Annotated in this window: 20 protein-coding genes and 3 tRNA genes; 7 read left to right on the top strand and 16 right to left on the bottom strand. The window is 70.2% G+C overall.

What is annotated here, in order from left to right; translation table 11 throughout:
* Positions 1-12: 12 nt before the first annotated feature.
* From KZC57_RS12620 to KZC57_RS12610, 3 genes are all read right to left on the bottom strand, one after another.
* Positions 13-759: a hypothetical protein gene (locus KZC57_RS12620; protein ID WP_060921412.1), complete on the bottom strand. Its 747-nt coding sequence runs from the start codon at positions 757-759 to the stop codon at positions 13-15.
* 57 nt (positions 760-816) lie between these two features.
* Complete coding sequence (gene cls, locus KZC57_RS12615) at positions 817-2,277, bottom strand: cardiolipin synthase (protein ID WP_060921411.1); 1,461 nt, start codon at positions 2,275-2,277, stop codon at positions 817-819.
* A 90-nt stretch (positions 2,278-2,367) separates the two neighbouring features.
* Positions 2,368-2,541 (bottom strand): hypothetical protein, encoded by a 174-nt coding sequence (locus tag KZC57_RS12610; protein ID WP_167627854.1) that lies wholly within the window; start codon positions 2,539-2,541, stop codon positions 2,368-2,370.
* Between the two features lie 112 nt (positions 2,542-2,653).
* On the opposite strand from KZC57_RS12610, the gene KZC57_RS12605 reads away from it, so the two are divergent.
* The gene (locus KZC57_RS12605) at positions 2,654-3,769 is read left to right on the top strand and encodes a DUF4192 family protein (RefSeq protein ID WP_247641898.1); all 1,116 of its coding nucleotides are present in this window, start codon (positions 2,654-2,656) and stop codon (positions 3,767-3,769) included.
* A gap of 11 nt (positions 3,770-3,780) precedes the next feature.
* Here the strand turns inward: KZC57_RS12605 and lysS are convergent, their stop codons facing one another.
* Complete coding sequence (gene lysS, locus KZC57_RS12600; protein ID WP_217584067.1) at positions 3,781-5,313, bottom strand: lysine--tRNA ligase; 1,533 nt, start codon at positions 5,311-5,313, stop codon at positions 3,781-3,783.
* Between the two features lie 86 nt (positions 5,314-5,399).
* Between lysS and KZC57_RS12595 the strand changes: the two genes are divergently transcribed.
* On the top strand, positions 5,400-7,253 hold the full coding sequence (locus tag KZC57_RS12595) for a DUF2207 domain-containing protein (protein WP_247641897.1): 1,854 nt from the start codon (positions 5,400-5,402) through the stop codon (positions 7,251-7,253).
* A 55-nt stretch (positions 7,254-7,308) separates the two neighbouring features.
* Here the strand turns inward: KZC57_RS12595 and KZC57_RS12590 are convergent, their stop codons facing one another.
* The 10 genes from KZC57_RS12590 to hpt all read right to left on the bottom strand — a co-directional run bounded on the left by KZC57_RS12590 (position 7,309) and on the right by hpt (position 16,144).
* Positions 7,309-8,001, bottom strand: a complete 693-nt coding sequence (locus tag KZC57_RS12590) for a DUF2520 domain-containing protein (RefSeq protein WP_060921443.1) — start codon at positions 7,999-8,001, stop codon at positions 7,309-7,311.
* A 2-nt stretch (positions 8,002-8,003) separates the two neighbouring features.
* Positions 8,004-10,043 (bottom strand): PH domain-containing protein, encoded by a 2,040-nt coding sequence (locus tag KZC57_RS12585; protein ID WP_247641896.1) that lies wholly within the window; start codon positions 10,041-10,043, stop codon positions 8,004-8,006.
* Complete coding sequence (locus KZC57_RS12580; RefSeq protein WP_060921542.1) at positions 10,040-10,621, bottom strand: PH domain-containing protein; 582 nt, start codon at positions 10,619-10,621, stop codon at positions 10,040-10,042. Before KZC57_RS12580 ends, KZC57_RS12585 begins: the two co-directional genes overlap by 4 nt.
* Complete coding sequence (locus KZC57_RS12575) at positions 10,572-11,054, bottom strand: DUF3180 domain-containing protein (RefSeq protein ID WP_025104584.1); 483 nt, start codon at positions 11,052-11,054, stop codon at positions 10,572-10,574. Before KZC57_RS12575 ends, KZC57_RS12580 begins: the two co-directional genes overlap by 50 nt.
* Positions 11,051-11,590: a 2-amino-4-hydroxy-6-hydroxymethyldihydropteridine diphosphokinase gene (gene folK / locus KZC57_RS12570; RefSeq protein WP_060921543.1), complete on the bottom strand. Its 540-nt coding sequence runs from the start codon at positions 11,588-11,590 to the stop codon at positions 11,051-11,053. The genes KZC57_RS12575 and folK overlap by 4 nt, the downstream gene beginning before the upstream one ends.
* A complete protein-coding gene (folB, locus tag KZC57_RS12565; RefSeq protein WP_060921544.1) occupies positions 11,587-11,982 on the bottom strand; it encodes a dihydroneopterin aldolase in 396 nt (131 codons plus the stop codon). Before folB ends, folK begins: the two co-directional genes overlap by 4 nt.
* 34 nt (positions 11,983-12,016) lie before the next feature.
* Entirely contained in the window at positions 12,017-12,826 is an 810-nt protein-coding gene (folP, locus tag KZC57_RS12560; RefSeq protein WP_060921545.1) for a dihydropteroate synthase, read from the bottom strand.
* Positions 12,823-13,434, bottom strand: coding sequence for a GTP cyclohydrolase I (folE, locus tag KZC57_RS12555; RefSeq protein WP_025104588.1), 612 nt, complete (start codon positions 13,432-13,434; stop codon positions 12,823-12,825). The genes folP and folE overlap by 4 nt, the downstream gene beginning before the upstream one ends.
* 1 nt (position 13,435) lies before the next feature.
* Positions 13,436-15,436, bottom strand: coding sequence for an ATP-dependent zinc metalloprotease FtsH (ftsH, locus tag KZC57_RS12550; protein ID WP_025104589.1), 2,001 nt, complete (start codon positions 15,434-15,436; stop codon positions 13,436-13,438).
* Positions 15,437-15,592: 156 nt separating this feature from the next.
* Complete coding sequence (hpt, locus tag KZC57_RS12545) at positions 15,593-16,144, bottom strand: hypoxanthine phosphoribosyltransferase (RefSeq protein WP_017204674.1); 552 nt, start codon at positions 16,142-16,144, stop codon at positions 15,593-15,595.
* A gap of 121 nt (positions 16,145-16,265) precedes the next feature.
* On the opposite strand from hpt, the gene KZC57_RS12540 reads away from it, so the two are divergent.
* Positions 16,266-16,856: a DUF937 domain-containing protein gene (locus KZC57_RS12540; protein WP_060921546.1), complete on the top strand. Its 591-nt coding sequence runs from the start codon at positions 16,266-16,268 to the stop codon at positions 16,854-16,856.
* A 26-nt stretch (positions 16,857-16,882) separates the two neighbouring features.
* Here KZC57_RS12540 and tilS read toward each other — a convergent pair whose 3' ends face one another.
* Positions 16,883-17,875: a tRNA lysidine(34) synthetase TilS gene (tilS, locus tag KZC57_RS12535; RefSeq protein ID WP_060921547.1), complete on the bottom strand. Its 993-nt coding sequence runs from the start codon at positions 17,873-17,875 to the stop codon at positions 16,883-16,885.
* 101 nt (positions 17,876-17,976) lie between these two features.
* Here tilS and ppa point away from each other — a divergent pair, with 101 nt between their 5' ends.
* Positions 17,977-18,468: an inorganic diphosphatase gene (gene ppa / locus KZC57_RS12530; RefSeq protein WP_025104593.1), complete on the top strand. Its 492-nt coding sequence runs from the start codon at positions 17,977-17,979 to the stop codon at positions 18,466-18,468.
* 189 nt (positions 18,469-18,657) lie between these two features.
* Here the strand turns inward: ppa and KZC57_RS12525 are convergent, their stop codons facing one another.
* Complete coding sequence (locus KZC57_RS12525) at positions 18,658-20,007, bottom strand: M23 family metallopeptidase (RefSeq protein WP_247641895.1); 1,350 nt, start codon at positions 20,005-20,007, stop codon at positions 18,658-18,660.
* Between the two features lie 211 nt (positions 20,008-20,218).
* Here KZC57_RS12525 and KZC57_RS12520 point away from each other — a divergent pair.
* From KZC57_RS12520 to KZC57_RS12510, 3 genes are all read left to right on the top strand, one after another.
* Positions 20,219-20,291: transfer RNA gene (locus KZC57_RS12520), tRNA-Glu, on the top strand.
* A 31-nt stretch (positions 20,292-20,322) separates the two neighbouring features.
* A tRNA-Asp gene (locus KZC57_RS12515) sits at positions 20,323-20,396 on the top strand.
* A 68-nt stretch (positions 20,397-20,464) separates the two neighbouring features.
* Positions 20,465-20,537, top strand: a tRNA-Phe gene (locus KZC57_RS12510).
* Positions 20,538-20,697 lie beyond the last annotated feature (160 nt).

Raw genomic sequence — 20,697 nt, 5'->3', positions numbered from 1 at the left:
GGAGTCGCCTCCTCAGCGCACGTCGACAGTGCCCTCCAGACCGCCGCCGACCAGGGTCAGCTGGAACGGACCATCATCATCGACCTCGTCCTCGGCGAACTCGATCACCGTGCCCCGCGGCGCCATGTCCATGGTGCACACCTGGTTCTCGTCGGTGACGAACGTGACGGTCCCCGTGGACCCGTCGGCCTCGACGGACTCGACGACCGGAGCACAGCTGGAGGATCCCCAGGTCAGGAGGACGAGCCCACCGTCGTCGAACCAGCCGGCCGAAGGCTGATACTCGGTCGACGATCCCGGTGTCGCCGTGGCGTCGGGATCGGCATCGACGTCGATCTCGTCGAGCAGGTCCCCGTACGTCACGACGAGAGTGATGTCCTTCGTCGGGTCGACCCCCTCGGGCAGCGCGCCCAGGCTCGCGCGCGGTGCGAGGTCGGCCGTGCAGGCCTGTTCCGTCGCACCATCGGCGTCCGGCTCGACGAGGGTGACCGAGACCCGCTGTCCCTCGGCGGTGATGTCGTCGACCTGGGGCAGGCACGTCGAGGATCCCCAGCTCACGATGGCGAACATCCGTCCGTCATCGAGGAGCGTCGCGTCCATGTCGTCCTGGTCGTCGCTGCTCCCCGCACTCCCGGGACCGCTGGACGGGTCGGACGTCGAGTGCGGTGCCGCTCCGCCGGGACCGACCGTGCAGCCGGCGAGGACGAGAGCGGCGGCGAGCGCGGAGGACACGGCGATCACAAGCCTGCGGGGAGTCATGCCCTCAGGCTAGCGGCGGGTTCCCCCGCCCGAAATGGGGCTTGACGAAATGCGCGGTCACTGCAGCGCGGAGGTCAGCCGTGCCAGGTTGTCGAGCACGGTGGAGCGCAGGGGCTGCTGCATCCATTCCTCGAGGGTCAGCTCCCGGCTCAACGACCGGTACTTGTCCTCGACCTCGCGCATCTCGGCGACGAACTCCTGGCCGCGGACGAGCATCGAGACCTCGAGGTTCAGGCCGAACGAGCGCATGTCCATGTTGCTCGACCCGATGACGGCCACCTCATCGTCGATCGTGAGGCTCTTCGTGTGGAGGATGTAGGGCTTCCGGTACATCCAGATCCGCACCCCCGCGCGCAGCAGCGCTTCGTAGTAGCTCCGCTGGGCGTGGTAGACCATCGCCTGGTCGCCCTCCTCGGAGACGAACAGCTGCACCTCGACACCGCGGTCCACGGCCGCGGTGACCGCCAGCAGCAGAGCCTCGTCCGGGACGAAGTACGGGCTGACGATCATGATCTGCTTCTTCGCCGCGTAGAGGAGCGCGAGGAACAGGCGCAGGTTGTTCTCGACCTCGAAGCCGGGACCGGACGGCACCACCTGGCAGTCCAGGTCCCCCGATCCGATGTTGGCGTGAGAGATGTCGATCTCCTCCAGCACGACATCGGTCTCGCTGTACCAGTCGCTGAGGAAGATCGCGTTGACGCTCAAGACCACCGGTCCGTCGAGCCTCACCATCAGATCGACCCAGTGCAGACCGCGTCGGATGTTCTTCGGCAGGTTGTAGGTGGAGTCGGTGATGTTCTGCGATCCCAGGAAGGCGATGTTGCCGTCCACGACGAGCAGCTTGCGGTGATTGCGCAGATCAGGGCGCTGCATCTTGCCCTTGAGTGGCTGTACCGGGAGCATCAGATGCCACTCGGCGCCCATCTCGTTGAGACGGGCGATGGTCTGGCGGTAGCGGGGCTTGCCGCGGTTCGCCCAGTGGTCGAGGAGCACGCGAACGGCGACGCCCCGCGCTGCGACCTCTTCGAGGGCGCGGAAGAAGTTGTCCGTCGAGTCGTCGGACTGCAGGATGTAAAACTCGACGTGCACGTAGTCCTGCGCCGTGCGGATCGCCTCCGCCATCTCGTCCAGTGATTCCTGGTAGTCGGAGATGAGGTGCGCGCCGTTGTCGCCGGAGAGCGGCAGAGCGCCGAGGCGCTGATTCATCTGCACGATCGGCCCGAACCAGGCGGGGGCGTTCGGCCGGAGCGTCCCGAAGTGGAGGTGCTCGCTGGTCTCCGCGATGTACTCGTTGATCTGCTCCTGCTTGCGGCGCCGCGCACGCGGCAGGCGGGGGTTGCCGATCAGCAGGAACAGGAAGACGCCGACCACCGGGATGAAGAACACGGCGAGGAGCCAGGCCATCGCCGCGGTGGGCCGGCGGTTGCGCGGGATGACGATGATCGCGGTGACGCGGATGATGATGTCGAGCACCAGCACGAAGGCGGCGACCCACCAGCCCCAGGACTCCGCGGTCATCACGCCCCCTCACCCACACCGGGGGATCGTCGTCACCCCGGGTCGCGCCGGACCCGGCGCGCTCGCTTCACAGTAGCGGATGGGGCGGACTCAGGCCCGCGGAGGCAGTCCGCGCGCGGCGCGTTCCTCGGCCTCGATCTGCGCGTGGACCTTCCGCTCCGTGCGGTCGAACCGGAGGATGCCGCGGAGAACGACGAAGAAGACGATGCTGACGCCGACCGTCGGCAGGAGCGACCATGCCGCGGCGAGCCAGAAGTTGTCCATGCCTCCATCGTACGCGAGCGACTACTCGTGCACAGGCGCCGCTTCACAGGAATCTCGTCCACATCGCTCCGTCCCCGCTCCGACGGAGACGGGGGCACGCGAACCTCTCCTCATGACAACCGTGCTCCGCGCCTCCGACTCCGCCCAGTTCCTCGGCATCGTGCCCGCCCTCGCAGGGTTCACGCCGCACGAGAGCATCGCCCTCCTCCCGTTCCACGGCAGCCGCAGCGACGGGGCGATGCGCCTCGATCTGCCCGACGCCGCCGTTCCTCCCCTGCAGTACGCCGCCGCGGCCGTCGAGTTGCTCGGCCGCGTCCCCGGTACGGATGCGCTGGCCGTCGTCGTGTACACCGATGAACCACCCCAGACGACGCCCGATGGCCTCGTCCTCCCTCAGGCTGTGACGGTGGACACCCTTCTCGGATGTGCCGAGGAAGCGGGGCTGCGTACCGTCGAGGCCCTGTGTGTGACGCCCGAGGGATGGGCCCGGTATGACGACGAGGATCCGACGCTGCATCCCTTGTCGGACATCGTTCCGCCGCCGGATGCCTCCTCCCTCGGCGACGTCTCCGGCGATCAGTTCTCCGGCGCGGGGCTCCCGCCGGTCTCCGCCGCGGAGGAGGACCAGATGGCGCGCATCCTGCGCGGGCTCGACGCCGCCCTCGCGCCAGGGCAGGCCGACCCCTCTCGTTCCGCAGAGCCGGAGGTGATCTCGGCGTGCGCGCTCCTCGACGACATCCCCGCCTTCCTCGAGTCAGTGGTCCATCACCACGACAGTCTGCGGCCGTTCGACACCGCAGCGCTCGTGTGGTGTCTCGGACGTCCGCCGGTGCGCGATGCGGCGATCGCCCAGTGGGCCACCGATCACCGTCGGGGCATTCGCACCATGGAGGCGCAGCTGGCTTTCGCCGCCTCCGGCGCGCCGGTGCCCGACGACATCGGACGAGTGTTCCTCGGCCGCGGCCCGGCGCCGGACGGGGAGCGCCTCCGCGCGGCGCTGCACGCCGTCCGACACGCCACCGCCCTGGCACCGCGGGCAGCACGCCCCGGCCCGCTCACGGTCGCGGCCTGGCTCTCCTGGGCGCTCGGCCGGGCCACGCACGCAGGTCGCTACCTCGACATGGCGAGGGAGATCGATCCCGGGTACAGCCTCGCGCTGCTGCTGGACACTATGATGGGCGGCGCCGTTCTGCCGGAGTGGGCGTTCCACGGGCGGCGTGGAGCGTGAGCGCCTCGCTTCTACTTGACCAGCGGGAAGAGGATGGTCTCGCGGATCCCGAGGCCGGTGATCGCCATCAGGAGTCGATCGATGCCCATCCCCATGCCCCCGGACGGCGGCATGCCGTGCTCGAGAGCCCGCAGGAACTCCTCGTCGATCGGCATGGCCTCGACATCGCCTCGCGCGGCGAGCTTCGCCTGCTCGACGAAGCGTTCGCGCTGGATGACGGGGTCCACGAGCTCGGAGTAGCCGGTCGCCAGCTCGAAGCCCCGGATGTAGAGGTCCCACTTCTCCACGACGCCCTCGACGGACCGGTGTTCGCGCACGAGGGGAGACGTGTCGACGGGGAAGTCCATGACGAAGGTCGGCCGCACGAGGTCACCCTTCACGAAGTGCTCCCAGAGCTCCTCGACGAGCTTCCCGTGCGTGGCCTGAGGCGGCACGTCGACCCCGTTCGCCTCAGCGAAGGCGATCAGGTCGTCGACGGAGTCCGCGGGCGTGACCGTCCGTCCGGAGGCGGCGGAAAGGGACTCGTACATCGAGATGCGGTCCCACTCGCCGCCCAGGTCGTACTCGGTGCCGTCCGCCCAGGTGACCGTGGTCGACCCCGCGACGGCGACCGCGGCCTGCTGGACGAGTTCCTGCGTGAGGGCCGCCATCTGGTTGTAGTCGCCGTAGGCCTGGTAGGCCTCGAGCATCGCGAACTCCGGGCTGTGCGTCGAGTCGGCGCCCTCGTTGCGGAAGTTCCGGTTGATCTCGAACACCCGCTCGATCCCGCCCACGACCGCGCGCTTCAGGTACAGCTCCGGCGCGATGCGGAGGTAGAGCTCGGTGTCGAACGCATTGGAGTGGGTGACGAAGGGGCGGGCGGATGCACCGCCGTGCTGCACCTGCAGCATCGGCGTCTCCACTTCGAGGTACCCGTGGGCGGCGAAGGTCGCCCGCAGGCTCGCGTTCACCGCCGCGCGCGCACGCACGGTCGTCCGCGCCTGCTCACGCACGATCAGGTCGAGGTAGCGGCTGCGCACACGCCCCTCTTCGCTGAGCTCGGCGTAGGCGTTGGGAAGCGGCAGGATCGCCTTCGACGCGATGGTCCAGTCGTCCGCCATGATCGACAGCTCACCGCGGCGGCTGGAGATGACCTCGCCGTGCACGAAGACATGGTCACCGAGGTCGACGTACTCCTTCCAGTCGGCGAGCGACTCCTCGCCGACATTGGCAAGGGAGATCATCGCCTGGATGCGGGTGCCGTCGCCGGCCTGGAGCGTGGCGAAGCAGAGCTTGCCGGTGTTGCGGCTGAACACCACGCGCCCCGCGACGCCGACGACCACGCCGGTCTCGGCGCCGGGCTCGAGGTCGCCGTACTCCGCACGCAGCGCGGGGATGCTGTGCGTCACCGGCACCGCGACAGGGAAGGCGCCGCCGCCGGCGTCCGAGCGCTTCTCGATCAGACGCTCGCGCTTGGCGAGGCGGACGGCCTTCTGCTCGTGGATGTCCTCTTCGGTGGAAGGGGCGGCCGAGGCCGTTTCGGGCGCGGCGGGCGCGTCAGTCATGTGCGGGGCTCCTTGGAAGTCCTCCCCAGTTTACCGAGATGGCGCGGGACGTCCTCGCCGCGCGGCGTGCTGGGTAGCCTCGAAGCATGGCCCCCACTCGGATCCTCCGTGCGAGCGCCGTCGTCGCTCTCGCCACCGTCCCTGTCCTCGCGCCGGAAGTCGCCGTCGCGGTGACCCCGGCGACCGCGACCACCGTCGTCTCCGCCGCCGATGTGGACGAGTTCTCCTACGCCTCGTGGGACGCGGTGTACGACGTCGGGCTCGACGATGACGGCCGGGCCCACATGCAGGTGAGGGAGACGCTCGTCGCGCGATTCCCCGACGCCGACCAGAACCGCGGCATCGTGCGCGGCCTGGCGACGGCATACAAGAACGCTGACATCGACACCCGGGTGCTCGCGGTCACCGATGAGGACGGAGCCGCCGTCCCGTATGAGACCGACGAGGATGACGGGACGCTCTTCATCCTCACCGGCGACGACGACTTCGTCCACGGCCTCACCACCTACGTCATCGAGTACGAGATGCGCGACATCATCGTCGGGAGCGCACCCGACCCGTCCGGCACCCACGCCGCAGACGAGTTCTACTGGGATCTCCTCCCGCTCGACAGCACGCAACCGATCGAGGCGTTCCAGGCCGACATCCGGTTCGACGCCGTGCTGACCGCCCATCTCACCGGCGCGACGAAGTGCTACATCGGCCCCTCCGGATCCACCGAGCCCTGCGACCTGGAGGGACCGATAGCGGACGGAGAAGCCGCTTCCTTCCACGTCGAAGCCGGGCCTCTGCCCGCCGCGGACGGTGTGACGGTGGCCGTCGGCTTCGATCCCGGCACAGTGACTCAGCCCGCTGCCCGCATGCCTGACGCCGTCGCCGATCTCGGGCCTGCCGTCGCTGCTGCCGGCGCCGTGGGTCTGTCCGCGGTCGGATGGGCAGTCGCCGTGGGCGCCGCACGACGTCGGCGTCGCGCCACCGGGATCATCGTGGCGCAGTACGACGTCCCCGACGACCAGCCGCCCCTCCTCGCCGCCGCGATCCTGCCCGGAGCCGAGAACGTGATCCCTGCCGAGATCGTGCACCTCGCCGTCCGCGGCGCGCTGCGCATCGAGGACGGGACGTCGACCGGAGCACCACGGCTTCGACGACGGCCCCACGGCAGCGCGCCGAGTCCCCTCGATCAGGCTGCGCTCGACGCGCTCTTCCTCCACGCGGGTGCGGACGGCGTCGTGGACCTGCCGGCCGAGAGTGAGGCATTCGCAACGCGGATGACGGCGCTGACGACGAACGGCCGCGAAGAGGCCGCCCGCCGGGGCCTGACGACCAGGGTGCGCAGCCGCGCGGCCGTCATCCTGCAGTCCGTGGCGATCGCCCTCGCCGTCGCCGGTCTCGTCGTCGCCGTCGTCGCCGTCGCATCCGGACGGTTGTCCGCCGGCCCCGCGCTTCTGGCCATCTCCGTCGGAGCCCTCCTCGTCGCGGCCTCCAGCTTCTTCACCTTCTCGCGGCACACGGTCCTGACTCCGGAGGGAGCACAGGCGTACGAACACCTGCAGGGGGTGCGCGAGTTCATCCGCGTCGCCGAGGAGGACCGGCTGCGGATGCTGCAGTCCTACACCGGGGCGGAACGACGTACCGACGAGGGCGTGGACGTCATCCACATCTACGAGCGCCTCCTCCCCTACGCGATGCTGTTCGGCATGGAGGAGGAGTGGGGCCGCGTGCTCGAGACGGCATACAGCCAGGAGACGCACGGCCCATCCTGGATCGGCGACCCCGCATCCTTCGCGCTTCGCACCTCGCTCGTGGCGTTCATGAGTTCCTCCACGGCGGCGGCGACGTACTCCGCACCGTCCACCGGCACATCATCCAGCAGCGGCGGTTCGTTCGGCGGCGGATTCTCCGGTGGCGGTGGCGGCGGCGGATTCTCCGGAGGACGCTGAGCCGGGAAGCGGTCGGCTGGCGGCGCTGCGCGCACGATCACACGCCCGCACCCGATCAGACGAGTGGCGGCGGTTCCGAGGCGTCGCGCAGCGCCCGCTCGACGGTCGACTGCACCAGCGCGGAGAGGAACCCGCCCGGATTCTCGACGCCGATCTCACGGAGCCGCGAGGTCGACTGGCCGATGATCGAGCGGGAGAACTCCGTGGCCGTGGCGATCGCATCGGCATAGGCGGGACGGTCGGCCTCGGCGATGACGACCGGTTCGCACCCCATCTCCACAGCCAGCGCCTGGGCGATCGGGAGCACGGCGGCGGGAGCGGTGACCGCCGCGAATCCCGCCTGCAGCTGTCGGAGATCGATCGAGGTCCCGGTGAACGTGATCGCCGGATGCACCGCCAACGGGATGGCACCGCGCTCCGCCGCCGGGCGCAGGACCTCGATGCCCTGCGCCGGATCGGTGTGCAGGACGAGCTGGCCGATCTGCCACCCGCCCAGCTCCGCGATGCCCGAGACGAGGGCCGGAAGCTCGGCGGAGGGGACCGCGAGGACCACCAGTTCGGCGCGCCGCACGACCTCCTGGGTGTCCAGCACCGGGACGCCCGGGAGAACCGCGGACGCACGTTCGTCGTCCGATCCGCTCGTGATCCCGACGATCGCATGTCCGGCTCCGGCCAACGCGGCGCCGACAACAGGGCCCACACGCCCCGCGCCGACGATGCCGACGCCGAGACGGCCGTCACGCACCACGCTCACTCCTCGCGCGGCGCGTCCGGTCGCGCCGGCGGGATCGGTGGCGTCGGAGGCACGACCGAGCCGGGCGGCGCCGGCGGGGCGGACGGGGCCGCCGTCTGCGGCGGTGGCGGCGCCACCGGTGGAACGGAGGGCGGAGCGACCGGAGGCGCCGTGACCGGAGGCGCCGGCGGCGGCGTCACCGGAGGCGTCCGGACGGGCGGGACCGGAGGCGGCGGCGTCGCCGGCCCCGCAACGCCCGCGGGCGGAGCGGGCGGAGCCGGCGGAGCGGACGGAGCGGATGCCGCCCCTCCGAACGCGGGAGACGTCGGCGTCGCAGGACCGCCGAACACCGGCGGAGCGGGCGGTGCGACCGGAACTCCGGCCGCGGCGTGCTCGCTCCAGCGGTGGGTGTGGTCGCGGGACGCCGCCTCGGCCGCGGCGACGCTGACCTCGTTGAGCAGCGCAAGGGCGTCGGCGCGCTCGAGCCCCGAGAGGAGGCCGGTGATCGGCCCGGGCACGGTGTGCACCTGTGCACCGGAGACCCCCTGGGCCCGGTCGATAGGCCCCTGGCTCAGCGACACGCCCTGGAGACGCGCGAGCGGGAAGACCGCGAGCTTGCGCCACACGATGCCGCGGCGCAGGAGCAGGCCGTCCGTCGTCACCGTATAGCCGTGGCGCTTCCAGGAGAACGGTCGCCGCCACCAGGCCCGGCGCGGCATCGTCCGGTAGGGGTCGGCGTCGGTCGGACCGACGACGCCCTGGTCCCACAGCGCGGGGATGCTCTCAGCCGGCACGTCGGGCAGCACGAGCGACAGCACCCGCTCCACGTCCGCACGCTTGCCGACCGGAAGCACGACGTTGAACTGCTGACCGCTGCTCGACGACTGCTGCGCGGCACTCTTGCCGCTCATCCGGTTGATCTTGATGGTCCACCAGCCGAACGGCCGCCAGAGCAGGGACTGCGACACCTCGACCGCGAAGATGCGGCCGGGCGGCAGGGTCTCGGTGACGGTGGTGAGCAGCCCGTAGGTGATGCGCACGCCGTCGGGGGTGGGCGCGATGGAGTAGCGCAGCGACTTGGAGATCTGCGCCCACGTGATACCGACCACGGCGATGACCATGGGGACGCCCATGCCGAGACCGATGCCGAGGAGGACGATCCCGCCGTCGGGATCGCCGTCGACGAGGATGCCGATGAGGGTGCTGCCGATCGCGATCGCGAAGATCACGCCGAAGAAGACCAGCCACAGCAGCCCGGAGATGAGCTGCGAGCCGATCAGCCGGCCGGCCGGGATCTTGACGACGCTCTCGGGGACGACGTCCTGCAGGTCCACACCGGCGAGCAGGCCGTTGACGCCCTCGTTCATCGAGCCGACGAGCTGTGCCCGGGTGGAAGCCGGAGCGGTCCCGCCCGGCGTCGCTGCGCCCTGCGGATCCGACGCCGCGTGCCGCGCGGCACGAGCCCCGGAAGCCAGGCGCAGGATCTCGGCGCGCACGCCTTCGGCACGTGGCGTCGCCAGGTACTCGAGCGCGACGTTCGCGTCGGTGCCCGCGCCGACGACCTCGAGCTTCGCGAGGCCGATGATGCGTGCCGGGAACGGCCGCGTGAGGTTCACACCCTGCACGCGGTCGAGGGGAGCACGGCGATGGGAACGGAAGATGATGCCCTTGCGCACCTCGACATGGTCGCCGGTGATGCGGAACTGCTGGAAGCGCCAGATGAACCAGAAGATCGCCACGAGCACCACGACGAGCGCCAGGACACCCAGCAGCGCGATGAGCGCGAAGTTGTTCGCGAGCACCCAGTCCACCGGGTCGCCGCCGGTGTAGTCGTCGTAGTGCGCTTCCTCGGGCGCGAACTGCCCGACGAGCCAGGCGATGACCCGGTCGCGCATGTTCGCGATCACGATGCCACCCACGATGATGAGCGCCAGGCCGCCCTTGAAGAGCGGCGTGAGCGGATGCATCCGGTGCCATTCACCGTCCGCGAGGTGCGTCGACGGTGTGCCCGCGGAGGTCTGCCCCGGCGCGGCGGTGGGGAGCTGCGACTCGCTCACAGGCCGGTCCGGCGGGTCTCGGCGACCTGGATGAGCGTGTCGCGCAGCGCCTCGGCCGCCGCCTGGGTGAGGCCGGGGATCTGCACACCGGTGGTCGCCGCGGCGGTGACCATCTTGAGCTGGGAGATGCCGAACGCCCGGTCGAGCGGCCCCTGGGTGATGTCGACGAGCTGCATGCGGCCATACGGCACCGCGATCATGCGCTGCCACAGGATGCCCTTGCGGAACACGATGTCGTCCGCCCGCAGCATGTAGCCGATCGCCCGCGCCTGACGCGGGAGGATGACCAGCGTCACGAGCGTGATGAGGATGATGACCCCGGCCGGGATCCACACCCAGTCCTGTTCGAGCACGATGTTCAGCACGACGGCCGCCGCCACGACGATCGCCAGGAAGATGACGTTCTGCACGATCTGCGACACCACGTAGCGCGGCGAGATCTGGTGCCAGGTGCCGTCGAGCTCGAGGCGGGCCTCGTTGCGCGCCGTGCGCAGGCCCGTGTAGGTGCCCTGGTCGAGGGCGCCGAGGTCAGTGCCCTCCGCCGGGTTCAGGGGCGCGGTCTCTGGGTTCTGAGTCATCAGGATCCTTCGGCAGGGTGCAGAACTGTTCGGCTACGAGAGCGGCGATGACGAGCACGACCGCACTCGCGATCAGCGCCACCATGGCCACAGTCGACCCTATCGGGGGATCGATGGGGCGCGTGAGGAGGAAGGCCAGCAGTCCTGCCCCGAAGCCCGCCAGGATCGCCCCCAGCAGACTGGACGCCCGCGCGAGGGTCGCGGCCCGGAGGGCACGGAACGGGTCGATGCGCACCCCGGAGCGGACGCTGCGCCGCACCGGCCAGGCCACCCCGAGCGATGCGCCCGCGATGAGGACGAGCAGCACCGGGAGGAAGAGGGACGGCGTGAACGTGGCCCGCCCCGTCGCCGTGAGCATCTGGTCGAGGATGAAGCCGGCCCCGGCGCCGACGAGCGCGAGGACGGCGAGAAGTCCGGCGGAGGTGCGCTTCATCCCTCGCCTCGCGCGCGAAGGTCCGCCGCCAGATCGGCGACCCGGCCGCACCCCACGAGCTCGGCGTCGGGGTCGATGTCGAGCCACGGCTCCAGGACGAACAGCCGCTCCGCCGCCCGCGGATGGGGCAGCTGGATCCGGGGGTCGTCCGAGACGACGTCGCCGTAGGCGATGAGGTCGAGGTCGAGGGTGCGGTCGCCCCACCGCTCGCCGCGCACGCGGCCGTTCTCGTCCTCGATGGCGTGCAGCATGCCGAGGAGGATCTCGGGAGCGAGCCGGGTGGTCACCAGAGCCACCGCGTTCACATACCCGGGGGCGTCCGGATCGGGGCCGTCCACACGGAGCGCCACCGTCTCGAACAGGCGCGACAGGCGCACGTCCGAGACGAGCGGGAGCCGCCCGATGCGCGCGGCCGCGGCGCGGATCGTGTCCTCTCGGTCTCCGAGGTTGGCGCCGAGCGCGACGACCGCCACCGTCTCGGGGCGCGGAGCTCGGGGGCCCGGCACCTCCGGCGGGCGGGTGAGGTTGCGGCTCATGTGGTGATGTCCTCCAGCGACTCCGGAGCCCGCGTCCGATGCACCGTCACGGCCACGTCGTCGAAGGTCAGGGCGATCGGTGCCTGCGGCTTGTGCACCGTCACGGTCACCTGCTGCACGCGGCGGTCGCCGAGGGCGACGTCCGCGATCCGCTCGGCCAGGGTCTCGATGAGGTTCACCGGCTCCCCCGCGACGACGGCGGCCACCCGCTCCGCGAGCTCGCCATAGTGCACGGTGTCGGCCACTTCGTCGGACGCGGCGGCCTGTTCGAGGGAGAGCCGCAACCGGAGGTCGACCGTGAACTCCTGCCCGTTCTCCCGCTCGTGCGGGTAGACGCCGTGGTGGCCGAACACGGTCAGCCCTGTCAGCACGATCTCGTCGAGGAAGTCCATGCCTCTAGGGTACGGCGACGCTCCGACCTCGCACTCAGCCTTCCCAGGCGCGGGTGATCGCGAGGGCGTCGCGGGTGGCCGCGACGTCGTGCACGCGCACCGCCCAGGCGCCGGCGCGCATCGCGAGCGCACTCGTCACCGCGGTCGCCAGGTCCCGGCGCTCCTCGGAGACGCCGTCACCGCCCGGGGCCGCCTCCTGCAGCACGTCGGCGAGGAAGCGCTTGCGCGACGTCCCGACCAGCACGCGGAAACCGAGGCCCACGATCTCGTCGAGGCCCCTCAGCACGTCCCAGTTCTGGGCACCGGCCTTGGCGAACCCGATACCGGGGTCGACGATCAGGCGGGAGGGCGCGATCCCGGCGGCGGCCGCCTCCCCGATGCGCTCGCGCAGCTCGCCGGCCACCTCTCGGGCGACGCGCCGGTAGTCGGCGTTCGCATACATGTCGGCGGAGAAGCCCCGCCAGTGCCCGATCGCGAAGTCGGCACCCGACTCCGCCACCGCGGCGCGCATGTCGGGGTCGGCGAGTCCGCCGGAGACGTCGTTGACGATGCGCGCCCCTGCGCGGACGGCCGCCACGGCGGTCGACGCGTTGAGGGTGTCGATGCTGACGACGGCACCGGCCGCGGCGAGCTGTTCGACGACCGGGAGGACGCGGCGCTGCTCCTCGTCCACCCCGACGCGCTCCGCGCCCGGCCGGGTCGACTCGCCCCCGACGTCGAGGACGGACGCTCCTTCCGCGCGCAGACGGAGGCCGTGGGCGACCGCGCGGTCCGCGTCGAGGTACCGCCCGCCGTCGCTGAACGAGTCGGGGGTGACGTTGACGATGCCCCAGATGCCGGTCATGCGCGCGACGTCCCGGCCCCCGGCACGGTCATGCCGATCAGGGTCACCAACTCCGCGCGTGCCACGGGATCCGTGTAGACCCCGCGCGCTGCGATGGTCAGGGTCGAGGCTTCGGTCTGCCGTCCGCCCCGCATCGTCACGCAGCCGTGGCTGGCATCGAGAACGACGAGCACGCCGCGCGCGTCGAGGTTCTCGGCGATCGTGTCGGCGATCTGCTCCCCCAGCCGCTCCTGCACCTGCGGCCGCGCGGCGAGGATCTCCACGACGCGCACGAGCGCACCGAGACCGACGACCTGCTCGCCCGGAAGGTAGGCGATGTGCGCGTGTCCCGCGAAGGGCAGGAGGTGGTGCTCGCACACCGAGCGGAAGCGGATGTCGCGCAGCAGCACGGCACCGGACGGCAGGGTGTCCGGCGCCGGCCCGCGGGTGACGCTGATCGTGTGGGCGAGCGGTTCGGCGGGATCCTCGCCCACCCCCGCGAAGAACTCCGCGTAGAGCTCGGCCATCCGGGAGGGCGTCTGCTTGATCCCCGGACGATCGGGGTCCTCGCCGATCGCCTCCAGGAGTTCCCTGGTGAGCCGTTCGACGCGCCCCTTGTCGACGGTCACGTCACGCCGTCGCGGGACGAGGGTTGCCCGCTCCGGCGGAGCCCTGCTGCGGACGCGGCGGGGCCGTCGGCGCCTCGACGGAGGCGGCGAGCGAGACGTCCTTCTTCGGGACCTCGATCGGCGGCCGCTCCGAGACCGGGCGGTCCTCGCTGGACAGCCACAGCGGACGCTCGGGGAGCTTCTTCACCTCGGTGAAGATCTCCGCGATGCGGTTATGGTCGAGGGTCTCCTCCTCGAGGAGCGCGAGGGCGAGACGGTCGAGGATGTCCCGGTTCTCGCTGAGCACCGCGTACGCCTCGTTGTGCGCCTGCTCGATGAGCGCCCGCACCTCGGCATCGACACGCTCCGCGACCTTCTCGGAGTACTCGCGGCCACGGCCCATGTCGCGCGCGACGAACATGTCGCCGCCCTCGGTGCCGAGCTTGACCGGACCGACCTGCGTCGTCATGCCGTACTCGATGACCATCTTTCGGGCGATCGAGGTCGCCTTCTCGATGTCGTTGGACGCACCGGTGGTGGGGTCGTGGAAGACGAGCTCCTCGGCGACGCGACCGCCCATGGCGTAGGTGAGCTGGTCCTGCAGCTCGTTGCGGGTCACCGAGTACTTGTCGTCCAGCGGCAGCACCATCGTGTAGCCGAGCGCCTTGCCGCGGGGCAGGATCGTGATCTTCGTCACGGGGTCGGTGTAGTTCATCGCCGCCGCCGCGAGCGCGTGTCCGCCCTCGTGATACGCCGTGATGAGCTTCTCCTTGTCCTTCATCACGCGAGTGCGACGCTGCGGACCGGCGATCACGCGGTCGATGGCCTCGTCGAGGGCACGGTTGTCGATGAGCTGCGCGTTCGAGCGGGCCGTGAGCAGCGCGGCCTCGTTGAGCACGTTCGCCAAATCGGCACCGGTGAAGCCGGGGGTCTTGCGGGCGACGACCTCGAGGTCGACGTTTTTCGACAGCGGCTTGCCCTTGCTGTGCACCTCGAGGATCTTCTGGCGGCCCTTGAGGTCGGGGGCGTCGACACCGATCTGACGGTCGAAGCGGCCGGGGCGCAGCAGCGCGGGGTCGAGGATGTCGGGACGGTTGGTGGCCGCGATCACGATGACGTTCGCGTTCGGGTCGAAGCCGTCCATCTCGACGAGCATCTGGTTCAGCGTCTGCTCGCGCTCGTCGTTGCCGCCGCCCATGCCGGCGCCGCGGTGACGGCCGACGGCGTCGATCTCGTCGATGAAGATGATCGCCGGGGCGTTCTCCTTGGCCTGGCTGAACAGGTCGCGCACGCGGGAGGCACCGACGCCGACGAACATCTCGACGAAGTCGGATCCGGAGATGGAGTAGAACGGGGCACCGGCCTCGCCGGCGACGGCACGGGCGAGGAGGGTCTTTCCGGTTCCGGGAGGGCCGTACAGCAGCACGCCCTTCGGGATGCGGGCGCCGATGGCCTGGAACTTCGCCGGGTCCTGCAGGAACTCCTTGATCTCGTGGAGCTCCTCGATGGCCTCGTCGGCACCGGCGACGTCGGCGAAGGTGACCGTCGGGGTCTCCTTGTTGACGAGCTTGGCCTTGGACTTGCCGAACTGCATGACCTTGCCGCCGCCGCCCTGCATGGACGACAGGAGCCACCAGAACAGCAGGCCGAGCAGCACGAGGGGAAGCAGCAGGGAGAGGAAGCCGTCGAACCAGGTCGCGCGCGGCACGGCGTCGTTGAAGCCGTCCTTCGGCGCGGCCGCATCGATCGCGGAGACCACCTCGTCGGCGCGGGCCTCGACGTAGTAGAACTGGACGTTCTCGGAGCCCTCGAACGGCTTCGACAGCGTCATGTCTACGCGCTGATCGCCGTCGGTGGTGACGACCTCGGTCACGGTCTTGCCGGAGAGCAGCTCGAGCCCCTCCTGCGTCGTGATCTGCTTCGGCGCACCGAGGTTCGAGATCAGCAGGAATCCGCCGAAGAGCAGCACGCCGATCAGAGCGACGTAGATCAGCGGATTGCGGGTGAGCTTCTTCACATCCATGGTCGGATCAGCGTATCGCCTCCGTGCTAGGGGGCCGCTGTGCGTTCACCCACGGCGCAACGCTGTCGGCGCTGCCGCCTCGGTGGCTGAGCCCACCCGGGTCGCTGACCCCCCCCGGCTTCTGAGCCCGCCTGGGTCGCTGAGCCTGTCGAAGCGTCAGCTGTAGACGTGCGGTGCCAGCACGGCGACGTCGCGGAGGTTGCGGTAGCGCTCCGCGTAGTCGAGTCCGTAGCCGACGACGAATTCCACGGGGATGTCGAAGCCGACGTACTTGCAGTCGATCTCGACCTTCGCGGCCTCCGGCTTGCGCAGCAGCGCCAGGACCTCGATCGACTCCGCACCGCGGGACTCGAAGTTCTCCAGCAGCCAGCTCAGGGTGAGGCCGGAGTCGATGATGTCCTCGACGATGAGCACGTGCTTGCCGTGCAGGTCGGTGTCGAGGTCCTTCCGGATCTGCACGACACCGCTCGACTTCGTGCTGGCGCCGTAGCTCGACACCGCCATCCAGTCCATCGGCGCGTGGAACGGCAGCGCTCGCGCGAAGTCCGCCATGACCATGACCGCGCCCTTTAGCACGCCGACGAGGATGAGGTCCTTGCCCTCGTAATCCTTCGCGACCTGCGCCGCGAGCTCGTCGAGCTTGGCGTGGATCTCCTCCTCGGTGACGAGGATCTGTGCAAGGTCGTCCTGGATCTCCGCGGCGCGCATGGATCGATTTTAGGTGACGTGACCGTGTGCTCCGGTCGCGGGCGCGTACCCTCCCCCGCAGGACGACGCCGCACTACTCTGACGGTGACGCGGGCGCACGCCCCGACGGAAGGAGATCCCCATGGCGACTCACGACATCCTCAGCCAGGTCCCCCTCGACGACATCGCGCAGAAGCTCGGAGTGTCGCGCGACGAGGCCAAGGTCGCGGTCGAGCAGGGCGGCGCCGTGCTGCTCGGCGGGCTGGCCAAGAACGCGGAGAGTTCCGAGGGATCGGCGGCCATCGAGAAGGCCCTCGGCAAGCACCGCGGTGCGTCGAGCCCGGCGACGGTCGACGACATCGACCAGGAAGACGGCGAGAAGATCGTCTCCCACATCCTCGGCGGGAAGGAGAAGGAGGTCACGAAGGAGCTGACGGAGTCGAAGGCGACCCCGGGCATCGACTTCGGGAAGCTCCTCCCCATCCTCGCGCCGATCGTGATGGGTCTCATCGCCAACGCGACCAAGGACAAGACGGCGAAGGCGGACGCGGGCGCGGAGGGCTCCGGCGGGATCGGCGACGTCATCGGCGGCATCCTCGGCGGCGGCGACTCGGGCTCCGGCGGCGGGTTGGGTGACGTGCTGGGTGGCCTCCTCGGCGGCGGTAAGAGCGGCTCCGGCGGCGGCATCGACCTCGGAGGCATCCTGGGCGGCCTCTTCGGCGGCAAGAAGTAGAACGCGACGCCGCCGCGGCCTGCGATTCAGCGGGTCGCGGCGGTGAACACGATCCGGCCGCCCTGACGCACGGCGGCGCACCCCGGCAGATCGATCGGGCCCTGACCCGACCAGTCGGTCACGAGGCGGGCGACCTCGATCGTCTGCGCGCGGCTCAGGCTCGCCCCGAACTCGCTGTCGACCACGAGCCGGATGATGCGGTTGCGCAGCGCGGCCGGGTTGGCGGCGAGCGCGGCGACGCTCACGGAGATCCCGGCCTCGGCGTGCTCGACGATGTCCTCGATCGTCTCGTGGATCATCTCGTCGAACGCCTCCGCGTCCTCCCGGAGCTGCTCGGCGGTGCGCGCCAACGCCTCGGCGATACCCGGGCCGAGCTGCGTCTCCAGCACCGGGAGCACGTGGCGACGCACCCGCACCCGCGTGTAGCGGTCGTCGGTGTTGTGCGGGTCTTCCCACGGCTGCAGCTCCGCCGCGCCGCAGAACGCACGGGTGGTCTCGCGGCGCACGCCGAGCAGCGGACGCAGCCACCGGAGGCCGTCGTCGTCCTCCCGGTCCGGCGCCATGCCCTGCAGGCTCGTCGCCCCGGAGCCGCGGGCGAGTCCGAGCAGGACCGTCTCGGCCTGGTCGTCGAGGGTGTGTCCGAGCAGGACCGCCCGCGCGCCGATCTCGCCCGCCGCGTCCCGGAGCACGCGGTAGCGCGCATCCCGCGCGGCCGCCTCCGGACCCCCGTCGCCGTCGACCTCGACGCGGAGGACGAGCGCCTCCAATCCGAGCCGTCCGGCGATGCGTCCCGTCTCGGCGGCGACCTCGGCGGACCCCTGCTGCAGACCGTGGTCGACCGTCACCGCGGTCGCACGCACCCCGACTTTCGCGGCCTCGAACGCGGTGGCCGCCGCCAGTGCGAGCGAGTCGGCACCGCCGGACACCGCGACGACGACGGTCGAGCCCTCGGGCAGGTCGGCGAGCGCGGTGCGCACGGCGAGGCGGATCTCGGCGACGGCGGGGTCGAGGGAAGGCATCCCTCCACGCTAGGGCACCGCCTCCTCCGTCACGGTCGGATCCGCGGCCCCCGAGTAGGCTGGTCCGCGGCATCCAACCGATCTTCCTGAGGAGCACACGCATGGGCGCACACGACGCCGTCATCGAGATCCCGCGCGGCAGCCGCGTGAAGTACGAGGTCGACCACGAGACCGGGCGAGTGCACCTCGACCGCGTGCTCTACACGACCTTCGGCTACCCGGCCGACTACGGCTACTTCGACAACACGCTCGGCGAGGACGGCGACCCGCTCGACGTGCTGGTGCTCCTCGACCACCAGATCTACCCCGGCGTCGTCGTCGAGGTCCGCCCGGTCGCCGTACTGAAGATGAGCGACGAGGCCGGCGGAGACGACAAGCTCGTCGCCGTGCTCTCCAAGGACCCGCGCTGGGCCCACATCCAGGACATCGACGACGTGCCGGAGTACACGAAGAAGGAGATCGCGCACTTCTTCGAGCACTACAAGGACCTCGAGCCCAACAAGTGGGTCAAGGTCGACGAGTGGGGCAACGCCGCCGAGGCGCAGCGCATCCTCGACGAGGCCATCGTCCGCTTCGGCGAGCAGGGCCACTGACCGGACCCTCTCCGGGTCGCCGACCTCTCTGGGGCGCTGACCTCTCTGGGTCGCTGACCTCTCTGGGTGGCAGACCTCTCTGGGTCGCAGACCTCTCTGGGTCGCAGACCTCTCTGGGTCGCTGAGCCTGTCGAAGCGAAGACCCCCGGACGCCATGCGTCCGGGGGTCTTCCGCTATCCAGCCGTCCGTCAGACGGAGATGCCCTTGCTCGCCATGAAGTCGATGGGGTTCGTGTAGCGGCCGTTGATGTAGACCTCGAAGTGCAGGTGGCAGCCGAAGGAGCCGCCGGTGTTGCCCGCATACGCGATGACCTGGCCGGCGCGCACCCACTGGCCGTTCCGGACCGCGAAGCCGCCGGGCTTGATGTGCGCGTAGCCGGTCGCGATGCCGCCGCCGTGCTGGATCCGGACGTAGTTGCCGTACCCGCCGTTGTAGAACGCGGCATCGACAGTGCCCGAGTGCGCCGCGTAGATCGCCGCGCCGCAGCCGTTCGCGAGGTCGACGCCGTAGTGCCAGCTCGACGAGCAGCCGTTGGCGTTGCACTGCTGGGAGCGCGGGCCGTAGCCGGAGCTGCGGTAACCGCCATGCGGACGCACCCAGCCGCCGCTTCCCGGGGTCCCGCCGCCGCCGCTGTTGCCGCCGGCATTCGCGGCGGCTTCGGCGGCCTCGCGGCGCTTACGCTCCTTCTCGCGCTCCTCGACGCCCTTCTGGTAGCCGGCGACGGTGGTCGCGGTGGTGTCCTTCAGCGCGGCGAGCTGCGCCTGCATCGTGGCGAGGTTCGCCGACTGCTCGTCGAGAGCGGCCTGGGCGGCGTCGGCGGCCTGCTGCGCCGCGACCATCTTCTCCTCGGCGATCTTCTGGAGCCGGTCGCGCTCGTCCCGGGCGACGACCGCCTGATCGCTGAGCGACTGGGCGGAGTTCCGCGCGGCGACCGCGTCGTTGTAGACGGTCTGGTTGTACTCGAGGAGCTTGTCCATCGAGCCGAGGCGGGCGAGGAGCTCGTCGGCGTTGGCTGCGGAGCCCGCGAAGAACAGCTCCAGCGAGGTGTCGTCGCCGCCGTTGCGGTAGAGCTGGGCGGCGACCTGACCGGCCTTGCGGGCGGACTCGTCGGCGACGGCGGCCTGCGCGTCCGCCTTCTCCTGCAGCGAGTCGGCCTCCGCGATCGCGGCGAAGTAGGCCTGCTGCGCGTTGTAGAACTCGGTCGAGGCGACCTCGGCGGCGGCCTGCGTCTCGGAGACCTTCTGCGTGAGCGACTGGATCAGCCCCTCGATGCGCTTCACCTCAGCAGCCTTGGAGGCCTCGTTCTGCTTGGCCTTCTGCACGTCGTCCCAGCTCGGGTACGACGCGGCGTGGGCGGCCGTGACGCCAGACGAGATGCCGAACGCGCTGAGGGCGACGACGCTGAGCGCGCCGAGTCCGAGAGCGCCGCGGCGGCTGATGCCGTCACCGAAGAGGGCACGGCGCTCCGTCGGGGTGGGCGCACACCCGCAGTCCGCGGATGCCGCGAGTACCGCATCCTGCGTGGTCTTGTCGTTCACACGGCCCCTTCCGCCGGTTTCACAGATGCCACAGTAACAACAACTTTCACACCAGCACCAGACTCCTGGAGCGGCGTGAACGGCATCCCCGGCCCCTCCATGGTCCCGCTCGAACACGCCCGGGGGAAGCGGGTTCCGGCCTCGATTCGCGATTTGCCCGAATGATCCCTTATGCTTGAGCGTCGGCAAGGAAGTCCCCCGGGACTGACTCGGCCCCATCGTTTAGCGGCCTAGGACGCCGCCCTTTCACGGCGGTAGCACGGGTTCGAATCCCGTTGGGGTCACTCCATCCGATACAATTGAAAACACCAGTATGGCCCTGTAGCGCAGTTGGTTAGCGTGCCGCCCTGTCACGGCGGAGGTCGCGGGTTCAAGTCCCGTCAGGGTCGCTCCGTGCGACGAGCTCTTTCTTCGGAGAGGGCTCTTCGTCTAGGACGCGGCAGCATCATCGCCGCGCGGCTCTGTAGCTCAGTTGGTAGAGCGTTCGACTGAAAATCGAAAGGTCACCGGATCGATGCCGGTCGGAGCCACACGGCTGATCATTACAATCAGCCCAGAAACCCTCGCCTAGCTTCTACATGGCGGGGGTTTTGCTTTGCCCTGGAACGAACAGGACGCGGCTTCCCGGATCTGAGGCGTCGCATCCTGATCCCAGCCGACGTAGAATATGGCTCAGAGGACATTTCTACG

It is taken from the genome of Microbacterium sp. KSW4-4 (assembly GCF_023091185.1).
Taxonomy (GTDB): domain Bacteria; phylum Actinomycetota; class Actinomycetes; order Actinomycetales; family Microbacteriaceae; genus Microbacterium; species Microbacterium paraoxydans.
Note: the sequence above shows the minus strand (reverse complement) of the source record. Positions and strands in the feature narration are given on the sequence as shown.